Origin of the sequence: Paraburkholderia sp. IW21 (assembly GCF_041321145.1) — a bacterium.
Classification (GTDB): Bacteria; Pseudomonadota; Gammaproteobacteria; order Burkholderiales; family Burkholderiaceae; genus Paraburkholderia.
In genome coordinates this window covers 97,755-114,519 of record NZ_JBGGWA010000015.1, presented here as the reverse complement: position 1 = coordinate 114,519, position 16,765 = coordinate 97,755, and the positions used below count along the sequence as shown (strand labels likewise).

Genomic DNA, 16,765 nt, shown 5'->3' with positions numbered 1-16,765 from the left:
GTCGCCATTTTGATTATCCTGCTGCGCACATTCGTATCTCCGGCGTCGTCAGGTTGCTGGTCGTCTCGCGTAAGATGAGGCGATGAAGAAATCGAAATCGCTGTATCGCGGTCACCGTTTTCCAGCCGGCGTCATCAGTTGCGCCGTGCGCTGGTACTACCGGTATCAATTGAGCTTGCGTGACATCAAAGAACCGCTCTTTGAACGCGGCGTAGTCGTGACCTACGAGACGATCCGATGCTGGTGCGATAAGTTTGGCGCAGGCTTTGCTCGTCGGGTGAAAGCGGCGCGTCGCAAGCCTGGCGGCACATGGCACCTTGACGAGATGTTCGTGACGTTGCGCGGCGAGCCTTACCTGTTATGGCGCGCAGTGGACGAACACGGCGCCGAACTCGACATCGTGCTGCAAAGCGGCGCGATAAGGCCGCAGCCAAGCGCTTCTTCAAGCGTGTGCTGCGCTCGAGCTCAGTGCCGCACAAGATCATCACCGATCAGCTGCGCAGCTATCCGGCCGCCAAAGCTGAGATTCCAGAGCTGGCGAGCGTAAAGCACGTGTTTGTCAAAGCGGCAGCCCGACTGAACAACCGGGCTGAAAACAGCCACCAGCCGACACGCGAACGCGAGCGTCGCATGCGCGGTTTTCGTGTTCCGAAACGCACACAGGCCTTCCTGTTGAGCTTCGGACTGATCCGGCAACACTTCGCGCTCAAGCGGCATCTACTGCGCGCTTCACTTTATCGCAAACAGCTTGCAGCAAGGTTCGTTGCGTGGCGCGAATTCACCGACCTCACCCGAGATCCGTCGGCTGGTTTTTAAATCATCGTCACACCTCCAGCGTTTTGTCTCAAGCACGGCAAGTTGACAACGCCCTCGCCCTGTACGCGAGCGCCAAGACGGTCTGCGATGACAACGTCTTTCAGAGAGTGGCCGTGTCAGGGTTCTTTACGACTACGTTTACACCTCGATAGTCGAACCACGCCATATTGCCGCCGTCGTTGTGCCCCGGATAAGAAATCCAAACGCCCAGGCCTTGGCTCTCCACTCACAACGTAGCGGCGCTCGCGAGCTTTGCCTCGGCGTGGCTGTCGAGCCGCATTTCCGGTCTGCCTCAATCAGGCGCTCCCATCCAGCCAAGGTTATCTGAGGACCTCCTCGTCGAACCAGTTCTCTTTCCTTGTGATGTGAATGGCGTATCCGATAGGGCGCGCTCTCAGTGTTGATTCGTAAGGATGGGGTAGCGGAATTACGGCACGCCACTGGAGCTATCGGGAGAACATGTCTCCCAAATCGCACGACAAGAGTCAGCTACGCGGTGGCTATCCATTTCAATTGACGGCAAGCGACTCCGAACCTTTAGGTGTCTCGTTTCCCGTCGGACTCTCTGTCGGCTTGACCCTCTCGCAGAAGACGACACCGCTATCGACGCGTTGCCTGCTTGATGGCATAGTGCGGCCATTGCTACCAAAGGGGAAAACCATGGCCACACTCGAAAAAGTACAGGCGCAAATCATGAAGTTGCAGGCACAAGCAGAGGCACTCGTCGCGAAGCAATCGGGCGCTGTACTGGCGAAGATTCGCGATTTAATGGAAAAGCATAACCTGACGATTGCTGACATTGATACTCACGCTGGTGGCAAGAAGCGTGGACCCAAGCCCGGCGCAAAAGCTGCGCTGGCGAAGACAGCTCAGACGGCGAAATACCGTGACCCAAAATCTGGCGCAGCCGGGACAGGCCACGGCCGGGCGCCAGTGTGGATTGCAAACGCAAAGGACCGCAGCAAATTTCTGGCTGTTACCTCGTTCGCTGCTTCGGTACCTGTAGGCAAGTCGTCGGCGAAAGCTGGAAACTACGTCAGAGGCGCCCAGCCGGCTCTCTACGCTGACCCCAAATCGGGCGCAACGTGGTCTGGTCGTGGGCGGGCGCCGGCGTGGTTGGCCGAAGCCAAAGACCGAAGCAAATTATTGATTGCAGGCGGTGCTGAAGAGACTGTTGCGGCGACCGCAGGTGCTGTGAGCAAGGCAAAGGCTGAGGCCAAGAAGACATCGAAATCGGTTGGTGCAACTGCGGGCAGCGGGCAGCGGAAAGGGCCGCTGCCGGCGATGTACCTCGACCCAAAGAGTGGTGCGACCTGGAGCGGACGCGGTCCGGCTCCGGCGTGGCTAGCCGGTGCGAAAGACCGGACGAAGTTTTTGATTGATGGCGACAACACGGCGGTCGATGCGAAAGCGGCGGTCAGGAAAGCTGTTGCGAAGAAGGCCCCGACGGCGAAGAAAACTGTTGCTAAGAAAGGCGTTAGCGCGAAGGCACTGGCTAAGAAAGCGGCTATGAAAAAGGCCGCCCCGGCTGTGGTTCATAAAGCGCCGGCAAAGAAGGCACCGCTGAAGAGCGTGGTGGCCGGGACTGCTCCGGTGACCACAGTCGAGCCTGGCGCCGAGTCGACGACCTGAGCGCAGTTGTTCGTTGCCCGGTGGACCAGCAATTCTCTGGTTCCACCGGGTACACCAAGCCGAGGATGTCTTATTGCGCCTGTGCTGCCGCCTGGCGCTGCGCGGCCTGCTGTTGCGCGTGCTGCTTCGCAAGGTGCCTGCCGACCACGCAGCCACCGACCGCACCAACGACAGCGTGGTGCCCCGCGTAGTGCCCAGCGACCCCACCTACCGCCGCGCCCGTGAGGCAGCCTGCGGCGTTTGCCGTGCCTGCCGCTGCGAAGGCCAGTGTCGTTGCAACCAAGGCGATTCTTATCGGACCGGTTTTCATTCGAAGATACTCTGAGGTTGGATTTTTCGGACGTGGCGCCTTCCGGCGTCGTTTCAATACCCGCGCCAATCACGACGCTCGCGCCACTCATGTTCACGCCATTCCTGGCGGCGCCATTCACGTTCACGCCACTCGCGACGGTCGCGCCATTCGCGGGCTCGCCAGCCGTCGTCATTGCCGTACGCGACGGCGACAGGTGCGGGCGCATACACGACGGGAGGCGGCGGTGCGTACACTGGTTCTGTCGGCGCATACACAGCTCCGGGGATGCCCAATCCGATGGCGACGTCGACGTGTGCCGATGCGGCCGTTGATGCTGCCAGCACTGCCAGACCGAGCGCTGCGCCGAGAATCTTCTTGTTCATCTTCGCTACTCCTCGCACATTGAGTGCAATGTCAGTGACTACGGCTCGAAGTGTAGGATGGGATATTGGACACAGGTGAAACGGCCGTGCGAGATTGGTAACTGGGGATTACGGGCTACGATGCAGTCTAAGCAGCGGCTTTATCACGCGACTTCGGCCAGCCACTTCGGCACGCGCTTGGAGAGCTGAACAACTGCTCGAAGCATTCTCGACGCCGGTTAGTGGCTTACGGGTTTCGCGGAAGCGCACGTTCTGCGCCTCGATTTGCAAGCAAGCCGCAAGGCTCGCAGGAAGCGGGCAGCAGCTGCCGTTTCGCGGATACGCCCGGGCTCACATGCGGCCCGTGTTCGCAAACGTGAAAAGACCGTTGCCGATGCGTTCCGAATTCGCATATGGGCGCCTATAGTGGAACCATGGTCGCCCTATGGCGAGTTTTCTGTTCAGACCGGGCATCTTTGACGGGGAATGGCGCGATGGCTACTGCGTCTGGTTTGGCTTCCGGCCCTCAGGGAAAGACACCAGAGTCATTGCTGGCCCTGGCCGAGTACCTCGAGCTCTCGCTTGATGAGGGGAAGTGCCTCGTCATGATTCGTCAAGATATAGACATCTGCGCTGTCTACGTAGGCGACCCAACAGGCCCGCAGGACGACTTCACGAGCCACGGGACCATTGCGGCGAGGCTGGCCGACGAGATACTGGAGTCGACACAGGCTGGCGCAAACCGGGTAACAATCGGTGACCAGACGTACCGGTTTATTCGGAGCTTCATGCAAATTGACGACAGCGGAGCTGTGGTATTTGCTCCGATGTAGGCCCGCACGCAATCGAGGAACGATGAAGCGCGCGGTCTTGGAATTTTGAACACCGAACGTCGAGCGAAGACGCGGGAATGCGTCCGGCGTCGACATCTGTGTCTGCGCCGGTCAAAACAACGTCGTCAAAGCCGTCAGCCATGCTGGACTTCCGGACAGCATCGCTGTCTCCAACATCTTGTCCAGCCCCGTCAATACGAGCACGCCAAAGACGACGAAAACCGTTCCAAGAACGGTTTTTCCAACAGTTCCCGCAGAGCGCAGCCGACCTCGCAGGTTCAGTATGGAAGTCCGGGAAAAGAAGCCGAGAATCGCCAGCGGAAGGCCGGCTCCAAGGCCAAATACACCCATCAACAGTGCGATATTGCCGAGATTCCTGCCTTGAGAGGCGAGCGTGGTTGCCGCGCCCAATGTCGGGCCGACGCAGGGACTCCAAACGGCTCCCAGAAGTAGTCCGACCGCGAACTGACCCGACAGGGTGTTGCCCTTTATCCGGCTCAGCCAGTTCTGGGTGGGACCGCTTATTCCCGCGGCCGCGCGATTGAGAGTAGCCTGCAGTCGTTGAGAAAACATCGCGAGCCCAAAAAGAATCATCAGCACAGCGGCCACGCGCCGAAAGACTTCACCATCCGCACCCAATGACACGCCGACGCTGGCCACGAAAATTCCGATGACCGAGAACGACACACCCAATCCGGCGGCGAGTGCGACAACACCCAGCCAATGTGCCGCCAATGCCGACGCAACGAGTACGGGAACGAGGGCGAGTACGCACGGTGACAAGATGGTCAGAACGCCAGCCAGAAAGCCGAGCATGTACGTACCCAGGGAGAAATCCATCACAGGGCCTTGACGAACGTGTCCCTGATATCCTGTTCGCGCGTCTGTCCCGTTGAACGCGCGACCTCGTGGCCGCCCTTGAAAACAACGAACGTTGACTGCTGGGTCACTTTCATTGCCCGCTTCAGGGCAACTTCCTTGTCGTAGTCGGCCACGAAAATGGTGACGTCTTTCATTTCTGGGCTCGCTGCGAGACGGTCCACAATGGGTTGTTGGACCTTGCAGGTGGGACACCAGATCGCGTGGAAGTAGACGACGTTTGACTTCCCGTTGGCGTTCAGCCTGTCAAACTGGACCTGGTTGAACGCCTGTTCGCCAGCGAAAGCCGTTCCGACGGACAGTAACAGGCTCGAAGCGAGAAGATATTTGCGAACAACCTTTAGCATGGCGGTCTACCGAGTGATAAGCGCAGTCTTATTGTTAGACGGTCAGGAAACGAAATGATTGCATCTGTCGCGTTGCTGCAGCCAGCAAGGCTCAGGTTGCCCTGCTGACTGCGACGCGCGTCGCACAGACCCGCTTTGTCCCGGTTGTGTCGGCGGTAGTGTGCGCTGTCAGCACGCACGACGCGGCCCGTGGCTCTGCTGCTGGCAGGCTGCGGATGCTGGCGTGGGCCGGCCTCCTTCGTCCGGTCCGCCAGGAGCTAACACTTTGAATGGGCGAGTTCGTCGCCGTCCATGAGTGCGTCGATGAGCGGGCACGATACCTTGCCTTTCGACGTCGAACAGCGTTGTACGAGCGTCGTCAATGCACCTTCAGGCCCATTCGTTTCCGGCGCAGTTTCTTCTAGCCGAGCGAACCCTCAGAGCACTCAGCTGAAGAGACAGTTGCTTGGCGAGGCTGCTTACTGAGGAACCGTCGCGACCCGCACAACCGAGACAGCAGCGGCAGAGATAAATTCCGCGCGAACCGAATCGCCGACTTTGAAGCTGTCCTGCGACAAAGCCGGGGCGACATCGAACTCCTGTGTCGGAGTCGGACCGCATAGGGTGGCCTCGCGATTCTTCCGCTCGATTTTCAGCACTGTCGCCACGAACTCCGCGCTTCGGGTCGAACTGACTCTCCATCCGACGCTGGCTGCGTGACTGCGGTTTCGATTCGCTCGCGGAGGCTATTCGATGCCACCTTGTGCATATGTGTAAGCAGACTGGCCATGTTAATGTGATTGTCTGGCCAAGCCTGCTGGAGCAGCAAAGGAAGCACCGGGCGTGGTGTTGCTCGCAGTGTAGAGAGTTTGGCAATGCCAGGAAGAAGTCCGCCATCCTGTGGCGTAGAGACTTGCTCACATCTCGCTGCTCTCGGCGGACCGGCAATCCACAGTCGAAATCTTTGCTGAATGGCTTCGTCTTTTCGGTGGTCTGCCCATTGGATACCATGGTGGGCTTTTCGGGCGTCGCGCTTGCGAGTGGCACGCGCGAGCGCGGTCTCCGTTGTGGTCATCTGCTGTGTGCGATTCCGTAATCCGCCTGACACCGGGTATCTCACGGCCAGCAGCGCGAATCGACAGGGCGCCAGCGAGACGGCCTTGCCTCTTCGCAGTTGGGCGCCAACTTCGCCGAGGTCAGGCGACCAGCAAGGAATAAATCGACCGTATGCATCAGGATATTCAAAGAAGCTGGCTTCCGGAGAAAGGCCGACCAGTAGCGAGGCCCAATCTCCGGCTCCTGCAACGCCGATAACAGGACGACTGGGATATTGGCGAGCGCGGGTTGGCATCTGAGGCGGCGGCACATTTCCGCGCCGTCCATCTCCGGCATTTGCCAGTCGGTGATGATGAGCCGCGGTATTTCCCTGGCCGCCTTTTGCAGTGCGTCACGGCCATTTTCGGCCAAGAGGACGTGATGACCACAGCTTTCCAAGGCCAGTTGAAGCGCCCAACGATTCTCAAGGTCATCATCGACAAGCAATACAGTAAGCATGGCATGGCGCGCATTACGACATCTTGCAAGCAGCGCAACCACCATACCCGAACGGCCTGGCCGCTGAACGGAAGTGTCGCTTTTGCGTCAGCACGGCGCTGCCGCTGAACGCAACCGGATGTCCCTGGGCGACGACGGGCTGAAAAGGAAGATTGGGCTTGCGGCAGTCGCCGCCTAGGCGCAGTTACCCAATGCGCCTTCCTTCTGCTATTGCGACGTCGACTTTGTCCGTCCTTTGACGACTGGCCGTACCCGAATTGCGTGATTCAGGATAGCGTTCGCCCGGCGGACGCGAGAATTGACGAGAGCGCGCGCATGTCCACCGGCTTCGCCAGATGATGGTCAAAGCCAGCCGCAAGCGCAGCTTCGCGGTCTGCCCGCGACGCGTCGCCGGTAAGGGCGACGAATTTTACATGGCCGAGGGCCGGCCTGTTTCGGAGCTGTGCGGCAAGGGTAAAGCCGTCGATTTCGGGCATATTCACGTCGAGGAAGGCCACGTCCGGAGTAAAACTTTCCAGCGTGATTAGTGCCTCGGGCGCGCTGATGGCGGTACGAACAATATGTCCGTCCAGTCCCAGCAGCAGTGCCAGCGATTCGACCGTGTCCGCGTCGTCGTCCACCAGGAATACGCGGCAGGCGTGCCTGCTCGCCGCACAACAGGATTCAAACCGCTGCAGCGACAATCATAACCGTTCCTGCCACTCATCTCGAATTCAGAGGGCAGGCAGCGCGCGAAACTGCAAGCTCAGGGCTCGTGGCTCTGTTTCCCGGCCCGAGTGGCCGACGGACGAAGACAGCGGTCCTCAGTGAGCAACCGCAGGTTCATCTAGTAGGCGCAAGGCGACAAGGCAGTCGTCCGGCTGCCCTCGTTTTTTTTTGCTCGTTCTGCGGGCGCTTCACCTGAATGGGGAAGGTAGTGTTCAGTTCGCAGGAGTCGGTCTCCAGCCGTTCAGGGACCCAGTGGAGCTACAGTTCGACTGAAACCTGATTCCGCCCTCTGCGTTTAGCTTTGTAAAGTGCGCGGTCGGCGCGACAGAATAGTGCGTCCAGCGTGTCCTGGTGGGAGGCCTGGGTAACGCCAGCCGATACGGAATATCGCACCTGCTTTCCCACCAGACTGACAACAATCCGGTTCGATGCCGCCTGACGTAATCGTTCGGCGAACTGCAAGGCCTCGTCTGCTGCTGTCCCGGGCATGACAATCAGGAATTCCTCTCCTCCGATTCGCCCGATAACATCGGAGGGACGAGCCATGCTTGTGCCCAGGGCGGCGAAATCGCAGAGAACAGCATCTCCGGCAAGGTGCCCATGCTCGTCGTTGATGCTTTTGAACCAGTCCAGGTCAAAAAGTACGATTGCGACTGACGTTCCGGGAGCCGGCAGAGTCAAAATTGCGCTGCCAAGGTAGTCGAGGACCTGTCGGCGGTTGGGAAGTGCCGTGAGTGCATCGGTCCTCGCCTCATGCAAAGCGCGCCTGTGGGCATTCGCTAGTGCCTGCTCGTTCTCTTTCAGCGGGGAAATTTCACTGCCCACGAGGACAAGCCAGCCGTCATCCAGCAGCGTTTCGGTCATCCAGTACCAGCTGCCGTCGACCATGTCCGTTGTAAAAAAACGCTGCCCCGGCCGACTGCGTCGTCGCCGTTGTGCGTCAGCAATAAATACCCGGGCGTCCTCGCAATCTATTCTTGGGCCGATACCGGCTTGCACCCCTCGCAATATCAGGTCGGCAAACGTCATCGTTCCTTCGACCGCTTCCAGACGGAACGCCCGTTTGAAGGCGGCACTCGCATAACGCAAGACGTCTTCCGGGTCGTAGGTCGCCACAATTAGCGACCCGGCTGCGAACGCGCGAATTAGCGCGTCAGCCGGCCCGGAACCAAACGGCACCGCGCCTGTTGGGTTCATTGTGCTGTCTCTCTCTCGGTAGGCCCCACCGGAATGGGACTTGTTTTTCTGACTGCATTCTATCCGGAAGCAACAGCATTGTGGCCGGTCGGAACGGGACAGGTCTTCGCGACCGGCGGCGAGCAGCGGCTTGGATGTCAAAACATTCCCATCTCGCGAAGTGTGCGCCGGGCTTGGGGCATTACTCAACGCTTCGAGTGCAGGCAGTTCCTTGACCCGCCCCAGATGGGCTCATTGAGAGCAGGCTCTTTCGTTCAAGAGACGCGTCCGTCTCCTCTCATGCGGTCGAAAGTTCCCTCGTTCTGCGGGACGGACGATACCGGGATCCTTCCCAGCCTCCTGCACGACATCTCCGAGGGCCGGGCAGACAACAAAACGTCATCCGCTTGGGAATTCCCGAGAAACGCAGCCCGATTGTCGACGACAGGGTCGGCAACGATTGCGCAGGTCGCTCCGTTGGATAAAGTGGCCACGCGGCTGACAGCATGGCCACTGAAATGTCGGCCGTCGCCGGGTCGTTCTTGAGCCGCCGGCACGGCCCAACGCCATCCATCCATACGCGACATCATCCAGTCCTTCACGATGAGATTCGACCGCTCGGTAGCACTCGCAGTGGAGCGCGGCTTGCCCGTCGGACGCCATGAGCACGCGCGGTAGCCTTCCCGCGCGAGCGGCAGTTGAAGCGGCCGCAGAATATTCGGGTCGCCATCGACAAGAAGCAGCGTCACCAATCAGTCCCATCTTCAACCAGACAGATAAATGAGAGCCGAACCTGGTGTTCCCGCGCCGTGCATTGTTATTCCACCAGGAGCCCATCGCAATTTTCGGGTTGCAGGAGCTACAATTCATTCCGAAAAAGTACTTCTTCCGCGCATCCGTAATACAAATTACAACCGGGAGGGCTCATGGCCGGACCGTCTGCGCCACCTGCAGAGGACCGCGCACGGCATGCGGGCACGTTAATCACTGCGGTACTCGACGAACGCTCGCATCGCGCGCCCGACTTCGCTGCAGAAAACGATGCGTTGCACCGTCTGGCACGTGCACTCACGTCGCCAGACGCCGCCATGCTGCAGACCTTGGCTGACATGGCACTGAACCTGTGCGACGCCGGTAGCGCTGGCATCGGCCTGCGGGAGCATTGTGCTGACGGTGTTCCGGCATTTCGCTGGGCCGCGCTCTCGGGCCACTGCGCCGCCTTCGCAGGCACCGTCGTCCCGAGTGACGACAGCCCGAGTGGCGTCACGCTCAGGCTGTCTGAGGCGCAACTGTTCTCATTTCCCCAGCGCCACTTCGCGTGCCTCGAACACATTGCCCCGGAGGTCGTTGAAGAACTGGTCGTACCGATTCCAGGCCGACCGGAGCCGTGGGGCACCCTGTGGGTAATGTCTCATGACAGGCAGCGTCTGTTCGACACGGAGGACCGCAGAATCCTGACCAGCCTGGCGAACTTCACCTGTGCGACGCTGACGATTACCCAGGCAAAGGCCGCGGCAGAAGCCCGAGCCGCGGACGCGGAGGCCGCAGGGAATGCGCTTGCGCTGGCTGAGGCACGGAAGGACGATTTCATTGCGACCCTCAGCCATGAGTTGCGCAATCCGATTGCTCCTATTGACAGCGCCCTGATGGCCGCGCGCAAGCTAAGTGCCGACTCTCCTTCCGTGCTATCCGCCCTGGACATCGCCGACAGGCAGCTGCGGCTATTGAAACGACTGGTCAGCGACCTGCTTGATGCTTCAAGAGTCAAGCATGGGAAACTGGCTGTTCACCGTTCTTACGGATTGCTCCAGGACATCGTCGCGGATGCGGTAACTGCAATGAAGTCCGATGTTCGCACCAGTCAGCACGAACTGCATATCACAGTTCCACCGTATCCGGTAACCGTCCACGCGGATGTCATGCGCCTCACGCAGGTAGTCTGTAACCTGCTGTCCAATGCGGTGAAATACACGCCTCCCGGCGGCGACATCTCGCTGACGGTGGAGGCGCCGGACCTGAGCAGCGAGCCAACGCCCGGCGAGTCGCCCGGCGATGCGGTCATCACCGTAAAGGACAATGGGTCAGGCATCCCGGCGTCATTGCTCCCGCATGTTTTCGAGATGTTTGCCCAGTCAGCGTCCGCGCGCAAGCACTCAGAAGGCGGACTCGGAATCGGACTGGCTGTGGTCAAGCACCTGGTGACGGCACACAATGGGGCCGTCACCATCGCGAGCGCCGGCGAAGGTCAGGGAACCGAAGTAACGCTACGGCTGCCCATTGTCTGCGCAAGCGTGGTGGCTTGGTCCGCCGCTGCGCCGCGCACGATTGAGCCAAAACGCATCCTGCTTGTCGATGACAGCGCAGACGCCACCGAGGCGCTGGGCACATTGCTGGAACTGGAAGGACATGAGGTCAAGCGGGCGACGAACGGACCTGAAGCACTTGCAATAGTCGAGTCTTTCAGTCCGGACGTTGCGCTCATTGATATCGCGATGCCCGGCATGGACGGTCAGGAACTGGCACAGTTGCTCCGTCTTCGGGCGCAGTGCTCACTGACGAAGCTGGTGGCCTTGACGGGCTACAAGAGGGCAACCGGCATGCCCGCAACCGACGAACGGGTGTTCGACGCCCATCTCATCAAGCCGCTGTCACTCAATGACCTCGCGATGGTGTTGGGGGGTTAGGGCCCGACATCTGAACTGATATGCCGCATCAAGGGGTCGTCCTCGCCTGCCTCACCGAGTTCATCCCCATCTGCCGCAGCCCACATCACGGCTCGACACGCAAACATGCTTGTTACCGGAAGGCTGGACGACGGGCCGATTTCGACCGGTGGTGTACCAGGCCACTTTCGACCGGACGTCGTTACAAAGTGCTGCGAAGCGTCTGACGCATGGATTCGAATCCTCACTCGAAGCTCCGGCGCCAGGACGCGTCAGTGCTGCCCCTCGCGAGGCGAAAGCGTCTTTCGACGCTTTGGAAGATGCGCGAGCGCGGAGCCGTGACAACCCACCCCTGCCGCTACAACTGGCGAATTTTGCCGCAGCCATCGAAGGACTGACGTTTGCCCCTGCTGGATTGGACCGGCTAACGTAAGGCGCGAGCCACTAACTGCGCCCGTCGACAGCTAGCCGCACTCCGGCTTGCTGCTTCTGGATGGAAACGCACATCTGGCAGAGCGCGCGACGCCGCTGGCAACTACCTTCCCTGCTCTTGCCAACTGACGGGGAACTCACCGGCTACAACGTGCATGTGGAGTCAAAACATGTAGCGTTAACACTGGTTTTAGCAGTCGTGTGTTTACCGCAGAATGCTCCTTCGACATGAAATCCCAATACGTGGGCTGCTGCGCGGGCAAGTGACCCCAGCGAAGTCGTGCCGTTGCAGTGACGCGCCACAAACACTTGGCGTGGACGAAGAAGCGTGATGGACATAGCGCAATGACGGCGGCCATTTCGACGTTACGTCGAGGTTACCGGCTTATCGCAAGGACATGTCCCGCACACAGTGGTCTGCATGCCGCAGACCTTGTTATCGAGAAGGCCGGCCGTGCGCCGGAGACGTTCGCTGCTCTGGACTACTGCTTTGATGACGAGCCGGCGTTGAGGTATGCGACCTGCTGGGGACGCACTTGGGTCGAATTGAATGCTGAGGTCTGCGTCACGCGTCAACGCCGTGATACGCAGGGGCAAACAACGGAGAATCGAATGCGCGATGTGCCACATATCGAACCGTCGTCCTACATCCATGCCGAACAAAGGCTGAGGTTTCTCGCGCGCGATGCCCAGAATCCCTGCGCCGCCATCGTCTACTGGTTAGGAGCGACCGAGCCGTCGCGCGAGTCCAGCTTTTTCGATGCCATGCAAAAATTCGGCGCGCTGATGCAACTGGTTCTGCCTGACGAGCGTCCAGGCGTCTTCGTAAAACGCGAAGCCGTTCAGAGCGTTACGGATTTTGGAACCGTGAAGCGACTCGTTTTCAGGGACGGCTCCGCTCTGGATGTTCGATATGCCGGGCCGTGTAGCGACCTGTGCGACGAGTGAACCGCGCAGCCCTGCCTGCAGTTTGTCCCCAGACAGACCGCCGCAGTCACGCGCTGGTGTCGGCCTGCGTAGCCCTGAACGTAACGAGCCGTGAGTGTTGCTGCTGACGACGGCATCCCTGCGCACCCGCGAAGTGTACTAGCGCACTATCGGGCGGTCCGACCCGGCGTTTTACCCGGATTGACCCACGTACCACAGCAGACTGCAACTTCACCGCGGAAGTCCCGGATAGCGGTCGGGCACTGCGATTGAGCCAGGGCACTCGAAGCAACTGTTGCAATAGATGTACGGCTTACGCGCACCGGATTAAAACGCGCTCTTCAAATTTGTAGGAGTGAGTGATGGCGACTGGAACCGTGAAGTGGTTTAACGACTCAAAGGGTTTTGGATTCATCACGCCGGACGATGGCGGGGACGACCTGTTTGCCCACTTCTCGGAAATCAGTGGGGCAGGTTTCAAGACCTTGCAGGAGAATCAGAAGGTCAGCTTCGACGTGAAAATGGGGCCGAAGGGCAAGCAGGCCGCAAATATCAAACCGGTCTAGGGAAAAGTCTGCATCTCTGAATCGCACGATGCCCGGTCCGGTCTGGCGTTGTACTTTCAGGGCGGAGTCGTGCGAGAGCGTCTGGGGAAAAAAGTGGCGCCCGGCACCAGGCGTCGAAATCCGGCATCAAACATGAAGTCGGGCATCAGCCTGAGGAACTGCACGCAAATGCCAATGGTTCTGATGCGTTCGCTGCACTGGGTTTCGATGGACCGGGTCTGCTCGGGCGTCGGCTCTTGCGCGTGCCGCCGTCGAAACGGCAGGCCGAGCAACGACATGGGCGGCTGTTCGTGAATAATCTACTGGAGAGATTGCAATGGACAACGTTTCGCGGGAAGAGAAAATTCGTGTGCGGGCCTATGAGCTCTGGGAAAAAGACGGCAGCCCCGAGGGACGCGCCGACGAGTATTGGGAGCAGGCGAGGGCCCAGACAGACGAAGAAGAGTCCGCGGCCGACGGAAACGGAACTGCACCAAAGAGCCGGATGCCCAAGTGACGGAAGCCGGACACGCTGAGGAGGAGCCCCGCCGTCGGCCGCCCAGGGGAGCCACAACTCTTGCAGTCGAACCGTTCGGCGGCGCGATGCACGCGGCGCGTCCCTTCCGTTGTCGTTGTGCGTGGCCCCCCCGACGCACCGGATGCTATCCAATTTCCTCACGTTGCCGCATAACGCTCCTGACCGCAATTCGACCTTGCAAACTACACAGGATGCCTCTGCAACAGCACCACTGTCAGTAGGCCTTCTTCATACCGCCGCTGTCGGAAGCAGGTGCAGCCATTCCTCCCTTCTTCTGCATCTTCGGCTTCATCTGCTTTTGCGACATATCGCCCGACTTCCCCATCGTGTTTGCGCCGGACGCGCCAGATGGTGACTCCGTGGCTCCATTTGCGTTCGGCGTTCCCATTCCGGTGCCGCCCTGGCCTGCACCAGCGCCCCCACCACCACTTGTGCCCGCACCCTGCGCATATGCGGCGCCAGACAAACTCAGAATGAACGCCGACAACAGGAATCCTTTCGTAGCAGCTCGCATGATGGTCTCCCTCGTGTGCGAAGCGACAGTCGCGACCCGGGTCGGTGCAACCCGCTGCGTTGATTCATGCAATTCCCGTGCCGCCGTTGGCCGTCGCAGAGGTCCCTAGTTTTCACCATCCGCCGTCCAGGAACTATTGCGCGCGCCGCGGCGGCCCGCGCACGGGCACGCGCATGCCGCTGCGCCGCACTGAAGGAGGTTCCCTGGACGCTGCTGTCCGTTTTCAGGGTGGTCAATACACCGCCGGCAGAGTGCACGGGCGCTGGCGAGAATCCATGCCGATAACTGTCGTACGCCAACCTATAGACAGAGATTGTTCACTGACGGGAGTGGGGATGGCGTGTAAATCTGCCGACCGAGTTAGCCCTTGCTGAACCTTGGACTTTGACTGCCTCGGCATGAGCCAGCAGCCGTCGCAGACACTGGCATCAGGCACGCATGCCATGTGCGAACAATGGTCGTTGTGGCATGCGCATTGCGCGCCTACGGGCATCAACCTATAGGAGAAGACCATGACAACCCTTGACCCCAAAATACCGTCGCAGACCGGCGGAGCAGGCGCGAACATCGTTGGCAGCGGAGTTGGCGATGGGCCAGGACCTGATGTGATGGCCGCATCGACTCTGGATGGCACCAAGGTGATGTCGTCTGACGGAGAACACGTTGGCAAAATATCCGACATCATGCTTGACGTTCGTGGTGGCCGCATCGCATACGCCGTTCTCGCCGAGGGAGGCTTTCTTGGCATGGGCAGCAAGCTGCACGCGATTCCCTGGAGCGCGCTGACGCTGGATACCGACGAGAAATGCTTCGTCGTCGACATTGCGGCGCAGCGAATCAAGGATGAGCAGGGCTTCGACAAGGACCATTGGCCGACAATGGCCGACGCGCGGTGGGGTACTACCGTCCACCAGTATTACAATCGTGACCCGTACTGGTCTGCGACCCGCGATGTCAGCGGAGGGGACGTAACTGACCTCTAGCCTCGTTTTGGCAGGCAGAATGCGCGGTCGCCACTCTGCCTGCCTGACCCGACCGGCGTGCACAGGCAACACGCCGGTGCACCGAGCCGCTGCCTCCTCCAAGGAGCACGACATGACGAACCACCGAAAGGAACAGACCCGCAATGCTGGCCGCGAACGTGACAAGGACAAGCGGCTCGTCGACATCCCGAACAGTGACACCGGCTCACCCGCACCTGACAGTGCTGCCCCTATCCTGCAGTCCGAGGACGACGAGCTGTTCGACGAAGACTCGCCGGAATAGCGGCAACGCTCACCCATGAGCCGGATGTCAACTGGCCATAGGGCGGCCCCCCTTTTTGGCAATAGGAAGAGGTCCATCGTGTCAGACAGTTACGTGCCGGACTGCGCCGGTGCGGACGTCGATGCGGAATCGGCTTCTACGGAACCATCGTTGCCAGACTTTTTGGTTCTGTCGCAGTAAGACGACGTGGCCGAGCAAATACGATTGTTATGTATTGCTTATGAAGCGAGAGAGTAGAACTGGTTGGCGGCAGAAAGCGGCGTTTTGTTTGCGCACTTCATCTGCCCTTTCTTGATCATATGCACAACTTCAATGCCGCTCAGAATGACTCGCGCGCAATCGAAGTCCTTGAACCCGAGCATCGCTCTAGTTCTGCGCTTGATCGCCCGATGGTCCTGCTCCACCACGTTGTTCAGATACTTCACCTGCCGAACCTTGATGGGCGTCTCGCGCTCGGCGTTCACTGCATGAAGCGCCCCCAGATTGGAACCACTCTTGTCGATGGTCACCGTCTCGGGTGCGCCATTCTGAGCGATGGCTTTCTCGAAGAAGCAGCGCGCGGCAGCCTTGTCCCGCTTGGCTCTGAACAGAAAGTCGATGGTATTGCCTGCCTTGTCCACGGCGCGATAAAGGTATTTCCACGAGCCTTTGACCTTGAGTGGAGTAAGAGACAGGGCGTAGTCGAACTATTTCCCCGCCTCTCCTCCCCGAACCGGACGTGCGCCTCTCAGCGCATCCGGCTCTCCGCTGAAGTGTCGATCCAATCAAAGGCGGCACCGTCCGCCGTGCCGCCCGTTTGCTTTGTATTTCACTGATTATCGAAGGTCTTCACCTCACTACAGTCAGTTAATCAACCAGGCAAACCACTTCAACTGCCTCCCTTCGCCATGTAGCCGGCTTTCCCGGCCTCGGACTACTACGGAGGCTCCGCCAGCTTGCACATCATCGGGGGCACACTCCCTTAACATCTGTGCAAGCCTTCCCCAGTTCACATGCTGGACTCAAGCGCACGGGCGAGGCTGCCTGTCGCAGTCTTTATCCTTGCTTGCCGCAAGTCGTCGCGAATACCACGGCCTAGCTACGCGCTCTCCATGGTTCCCTGCTGATGGGCCTACATATCCAATCAGCGTTCGCGTTGCTGGGCCGTACATATGATCGGCAACGATCCGCGTCCTGCCTGTTAAGCGGTGTTGAAGGCAGGGGTGACGATTCAACCCTCAGATGCGTTCAAACAGGTTCGTGTTCCTCAACCGTCCCATGCTCAGCCTGGAGGCTCATCTTGGCGTAACCGCTTCGCCGCAA

The 16,765-nt window shown here is 59.7% G+C and carries 17 protein-coding genes and 2 pseudogenes; 9 read left to right on the top strand and 10 right to left on the bottom strand.

What is annotated here, in order from left to right; genetic code table 11:
- The first annotated feature begins 82 nt into the window (after positions 1 to 82).
- Both ACAX43_RS28765 and ACAX43_RS28760 read left to right on the top strand, forming a co-directional pair.
- Positions 83 to 816: pseudogene (locus ACAX43_RS28765) on the top strand (IS6 family transposase).
- A 459-nt stretch (positions 817 to 1,275) separates the two neighbouring features.
- Positions 1,276 to 2,448 carry an H-NS family nucleoid-associated regulatory protein gene (locus ACAX43_RS28760; protein ID WP_370711742.1) on the top strand — a complete coding sequence of 391 codons (1,173 nt, stop codon included), beginning with the start codon at positions 1,276 to 1,278 and terminating at the stop codon, positions 2,446 to 2,448.
- A gap of 70 nt (positions 2,449 to 2,518) precedes the next feature.
- Here the strand turns inward: ACAX43_RS28760 and ACAX43_RS28755 are convergent, their stop codons facing one another.
- Positions 2,519 to 2,758 carry a hypothetical protein gene (locus ACAX43_RS28755; protein WP_370711741.1) on the bottom strand — a complete coding sequence of 80 codons (240 nt, stop codon included), beginning with the start codon at positions 2,756 to 2,758 and terminating at the stop codon, positions 2,519 to 2,521.
- A gap of 53 nt (positions 2,759 to 2,811) precedes the next feature.
- Positions 2,812 to 3,123 carry a hypothetical protein gene (locus tag ACAX43_RS28750; protein ID WP_370711740.1) on the bottom strand — a complete coding sequence of 104 codons (312 nt, stop codon included), beginning with the start codon at positions 3,121 to 3,123 and terminating at the stop codon, positions 2,812 to 2,814.
- A gap of 473 nt (positions 3,124 to 3,596) precedes the next feature.
- Between ACAX43_RS28750 and ACAX43_RS28745 the strand changes: the two genes are divergently transcribed.
- Positions 3,597 to 3,935 carry a hypothetical protein gene (locus tag ACAX43_RS28745; protein ID WP_370711739.1) on the top strand — a complete coding sequence of 113 codons (339 nt, stop codon included), beginning with the start codon at positions 3,597 to 3,599 and terminating at the stop codon, positions 3,933 to 3,935.
- A gap of 111 nt (positions 3,936 to 4,046) precedes the next feature.
- Here the strand turns inward: ACAX43_RS28745 and ACAX43_RS28740 are convergent, their stop codons facing one another.
- From ACAX43_RS28740 to ACAX43_RS28720, 5 genes are all read right to left on the bottom strand, one after another.
- On the bottom strand, positions 4,047 to 4,775 hold the full coding sequence (locus ACAX43_RS28740) for a cytochrome c biogenesis CcdA family protein (RefSeq protein ID WP_370711738.1): 729 nt from the start codon (positions 4,773 to 4,775) through the stop codon (positions 4,047 to 4,049).
- Positions 4,775 to 5,161, bottom strand: a complete 387-nt coding sequence (locus ACAX43_RS28735) for a thioredoxin family protein (protein ID WP_370711737.1) — start codon at positions 5,159 to 5,161, stop codon at positions 4,775 to 4,777. The genes ACAX43_RS28740 and ACAX43_RS28735 overlap by 1 nt, the downstream gene beginning before the upstream one ends.
- 1,095 nt (positions 5,162 to 6,256) lie before the next feature.
- Complete coding sequence (locus ACAX43_RS28730; RefSeq protein WP_370711736.1) at positions 6,257 to 6,739, bottom strand: PleD family two-component system response regulator; 483 nt, start codon at positions 6,737 to 6,739, stop codon at positions 6,257 to 6,259.
- Between the two features lie 221 nt (positions 6,740 to 6,960).
- On the bottom strand, positions 6,961 to 7,377 hold the full coding sequence (locus tag ACAX43_RS28725; protein WP_370711735.1) for a response regulator: 417 nt from the start codon (positions 7,375 to 7,377) through the stop codon (positions 6,961 to 6,963).
- 283 nt (positions 7,378 to 7,660) lie between these two features.
- The gene (locus ACAX43_RS28720; RefSeq protein WP_370711734.1) at positions 7,661 to 8,599 is read right to left on the bottom strand and encodes a GGDEF domain-containing protein; all 939 of its coding nucleotides are present in this window, start codon (positions 8,597 to 8,599) and stop codon (positions 7,661 to 7,663) included.
- 905 nt (positions 8,600 to 9,504) lie between these two features.
- On the opposite strand from ACAX43_RS28720, the gene ACAX43_RS28715 reads away from it, so the two are divergent.
- From ACAX43_RS28715 to ACAX43_RS28705, 3 genes are all read left to right on the top strand, one after another.
- Positions 9,505 to 11,262: an ATP-binding protein gene (locus ACAX43_RS28715; protein WP_370711733.1), complete on the top strand. Its 1,758-nt coding sequence runs from the start codon at positions 9,505 to 9,507 to the stop codon at positions 11,260 to 11,262.
- A 756-nt stretch (positions 11,263 to 12,018) separates the two neighbouring features.
- On the top strand, positions 12,019 to 12,621 hold the full coding sequence (locus ACAX43_RS28710) for a hypothetical protein (protein ID WP_370711732.1): 603 nt from the start codon (positions 12,019 to 12,021) through the stop codon (positions 12,619 to 12,621).
- Positions 12,622 to 12,962: 341 nt separating this feature from the next.
- Positions 12,963 to 13,166, top strand: coding sequence for a cold-shock protein (locus tag ACAX43_RS28705; protein WP_370711731.1), 204 nt, complete (start codon positions 12,963 to 12,965; stop codon positions 13,164 to 13,166).
- A gap of 56 nt (positions 13,167 to 13,222) precedes the next feature.
- Here ACAX43_RS28705 and ACAX43_RS28700 read toward each other — a convergent pair whose 3' ends face one another.
- A complete protein-coding gene (locus tag ACAX43_RS28700) occupies positions 13,223 to 13,444 on the bottom strand; it encodes a hypothetical protein (RefSeq protein ID WP_370711730.1) in 222 nt (73 codons plus the stop codon).
- Between the two features lie 38 nt (positions 13,445 to 13,482).
- On the opposite strand from ACAX43_RS28700, the gene ACAX43_RS28695 reads away from it, so the two are divergent.
- Positions 13,483 to 13,662, top strand: coding sequence for a DUF2934 domain-containing protein (locus ACAX43_RS28695; RefSeq protein WP_370711729.1), 180 nt, complete (start codon positions 13,483 to 13,485; stop codon positions 13,660 to 13,662).
- 235 nt (positions 13,663 to 13,897) lie between these two features.
- On the opposite strand, the gene ACAX43_RS28690 is transcribed toward ACAX43_RS28695, so the two are convergent.
- The gene (locus tag ACAX43_RS28690) at positions 13,898 to 14,197 is read right to left on the bottom strand and encodes a hypothetical protein (RefSeq protein ID WP_370711728.1); all 300 of its coding nucleotides are present in this window, start codon (positions 14,195 to 14,197) and stop codon (positions 13,898 to 13,900) included.
- A gap of 512 nt (positions 14,198 to 14,709) precedes the next feature.
- On the opposite strand from ACAX43_RS28690, the gene ACAX43_RS28685 reads away from it, so the two are divergent.
- On the top strand, positions 14,710 to 15,180 hold the full coding sequence (locus tag ACAX43_RS28685) for a PRC-barrel domain-containing protein (RefSeq protein WP_370711727.1): 471 nt from the start codon (positions 14,710 to 14,712) through the stop codon (positions 15,178 to 15,180).
- 112 nt (positions 15,181 to 15,292) lie between these two features.
- Positions 15,293 to 15,463: a hypothetical protein gene (locus ACAX43_RS28680; RefSeq protein WP_370711726.1), complete on the top strand. Its 171-nt coding sequence runs from the start codon at positions 15,293 to 15,295 to the stop codon at positions 15,461 to 15,463.
- A gap of 218 nt (positions 15,464 to 15,681) precedes the next feature.
- Here the strand turns inward: ACAX43_RS28680 and ACAX43_RS28675 are convergent.
- Positions 15,682 to 16,128 (bottom strand): annotated as a pseudogene (locus ACAX43_RS28675) (IS6 family transposase); the annotation flags it as partial.
- Between the last annotated feature and the right edge of the window lie 637 nt (positions 16,129 to 16,765).

Coding starts and splice junctions, on each gene's coding strand:
- ACAX43_RS28760 (WP_370711742.1), top strand. CDS start 1,276: ATGTCTCCCAAATCGCACGACAAGAGTCAGCTACGCGGTGGCTATCCA.
- ACAX43_RS28755 (WP_370711741.1), bottom strand. CDS start 2,758: ATGAAAACCGGTCCGATAAGAATCGCCTTGGTTGCAACGACACTGGCC.
- ACAX43_RS28750 (WP_370711740.1), bottom strand. CDS start 3,123: ATGAACAAGAAGATTCTCGGCGCAGCGCTCGGTCTGGCAGTGCTGGCA.
- ACAX43_RS28745 (WP_370711739.1), top strand. CDS start 3,597: ATGGCTACTGCGTCTGGTTTGGCTTCCGGCCCTCAGGGAAAGACACCA.
- ACAX43_RS28740 (WP_370711738.1), bottom strand. CDS start 4,775: ATGGATTTCTCCCTGGGTACGTACATGCTCGGCTTTCTGGCTGGCGTT.
- ACAX43_RS28735 (WP_370711737.1), bottom strand. CDS start 5,161: ATGCTAAAGGTTGTTCGCAAATATCTTCTCGCTTCGAGCCTGTTACTG.
- ACAX43_RS28730 (WP_370711736.1), bottom strand. CDS start 6,739: ATGGTGGTTGCGCTGCTTGCAAGATGTCGTAATGCGCGCCATGCCATG.
- ACAX43_RS28720 (WP_370711734.1), bottom strand. CDS start 8,599: ATGAACCCAACAGGCGCGGTGCCGTTTGGTTCCGGGCCGGCTGACGCG.
- ACAX43_RS28715 (WP_370711733.1), top strand. CDS start 9,505: ATGGCCGGACCGTCTGCGCCACCTGCAGAGGACCGCGCACGGCATGCG.
- ACAX43_RS28710 (WP_370711732.1), top strand. CDS start 12,019: ATGACGGCGGCCATTTCGACGTTACGTCGAGGTTACCGGCTTATCGCA.
- ACAX43_RS28705 (WP_370711731.1), top strand. CDS start 12,963: ATGGCGACTGGAACCGTGAAGTGGTTTAACGACTCAAAGGGTTTTGGA.
- ACAX43_RS28700 (WP_370711730.1), bottom strand. CDS start 13,444: ATGTCGTTGCTCGGCCTGCCGTTTCGACGGCGGCACGCGCAAGAGCCG.
- ACAX43_RS28695 (WP_370711729.1), top strand. CDS start 13,483: ATGGACAACGTTTCGCGGGAAGAGAAAATTCGTGTGCGGGCCTATGAG.
- ACAX43_RS28690 (WP_370711728.1), bottom strand. CDS start 14,197: ATGCGAGCTGCTACGAAAGGATTCCTGTTGTCGGCGTTCATTCTGAGT.
- ACAX43_RS28685 (WP_370711727.1), top strand. CDS start 14,710: ATGACAACCCTTGACCCCAAAATACCGTCGCAGACCGGCGGAGCAGGC.
- ACAX43_RS28680 (WP_370711726.1), top strand. CDS start 15,293: ATGACGAACCACCGAAAGGAACAGACCCGCAATGCTGGCCGCGAACGT.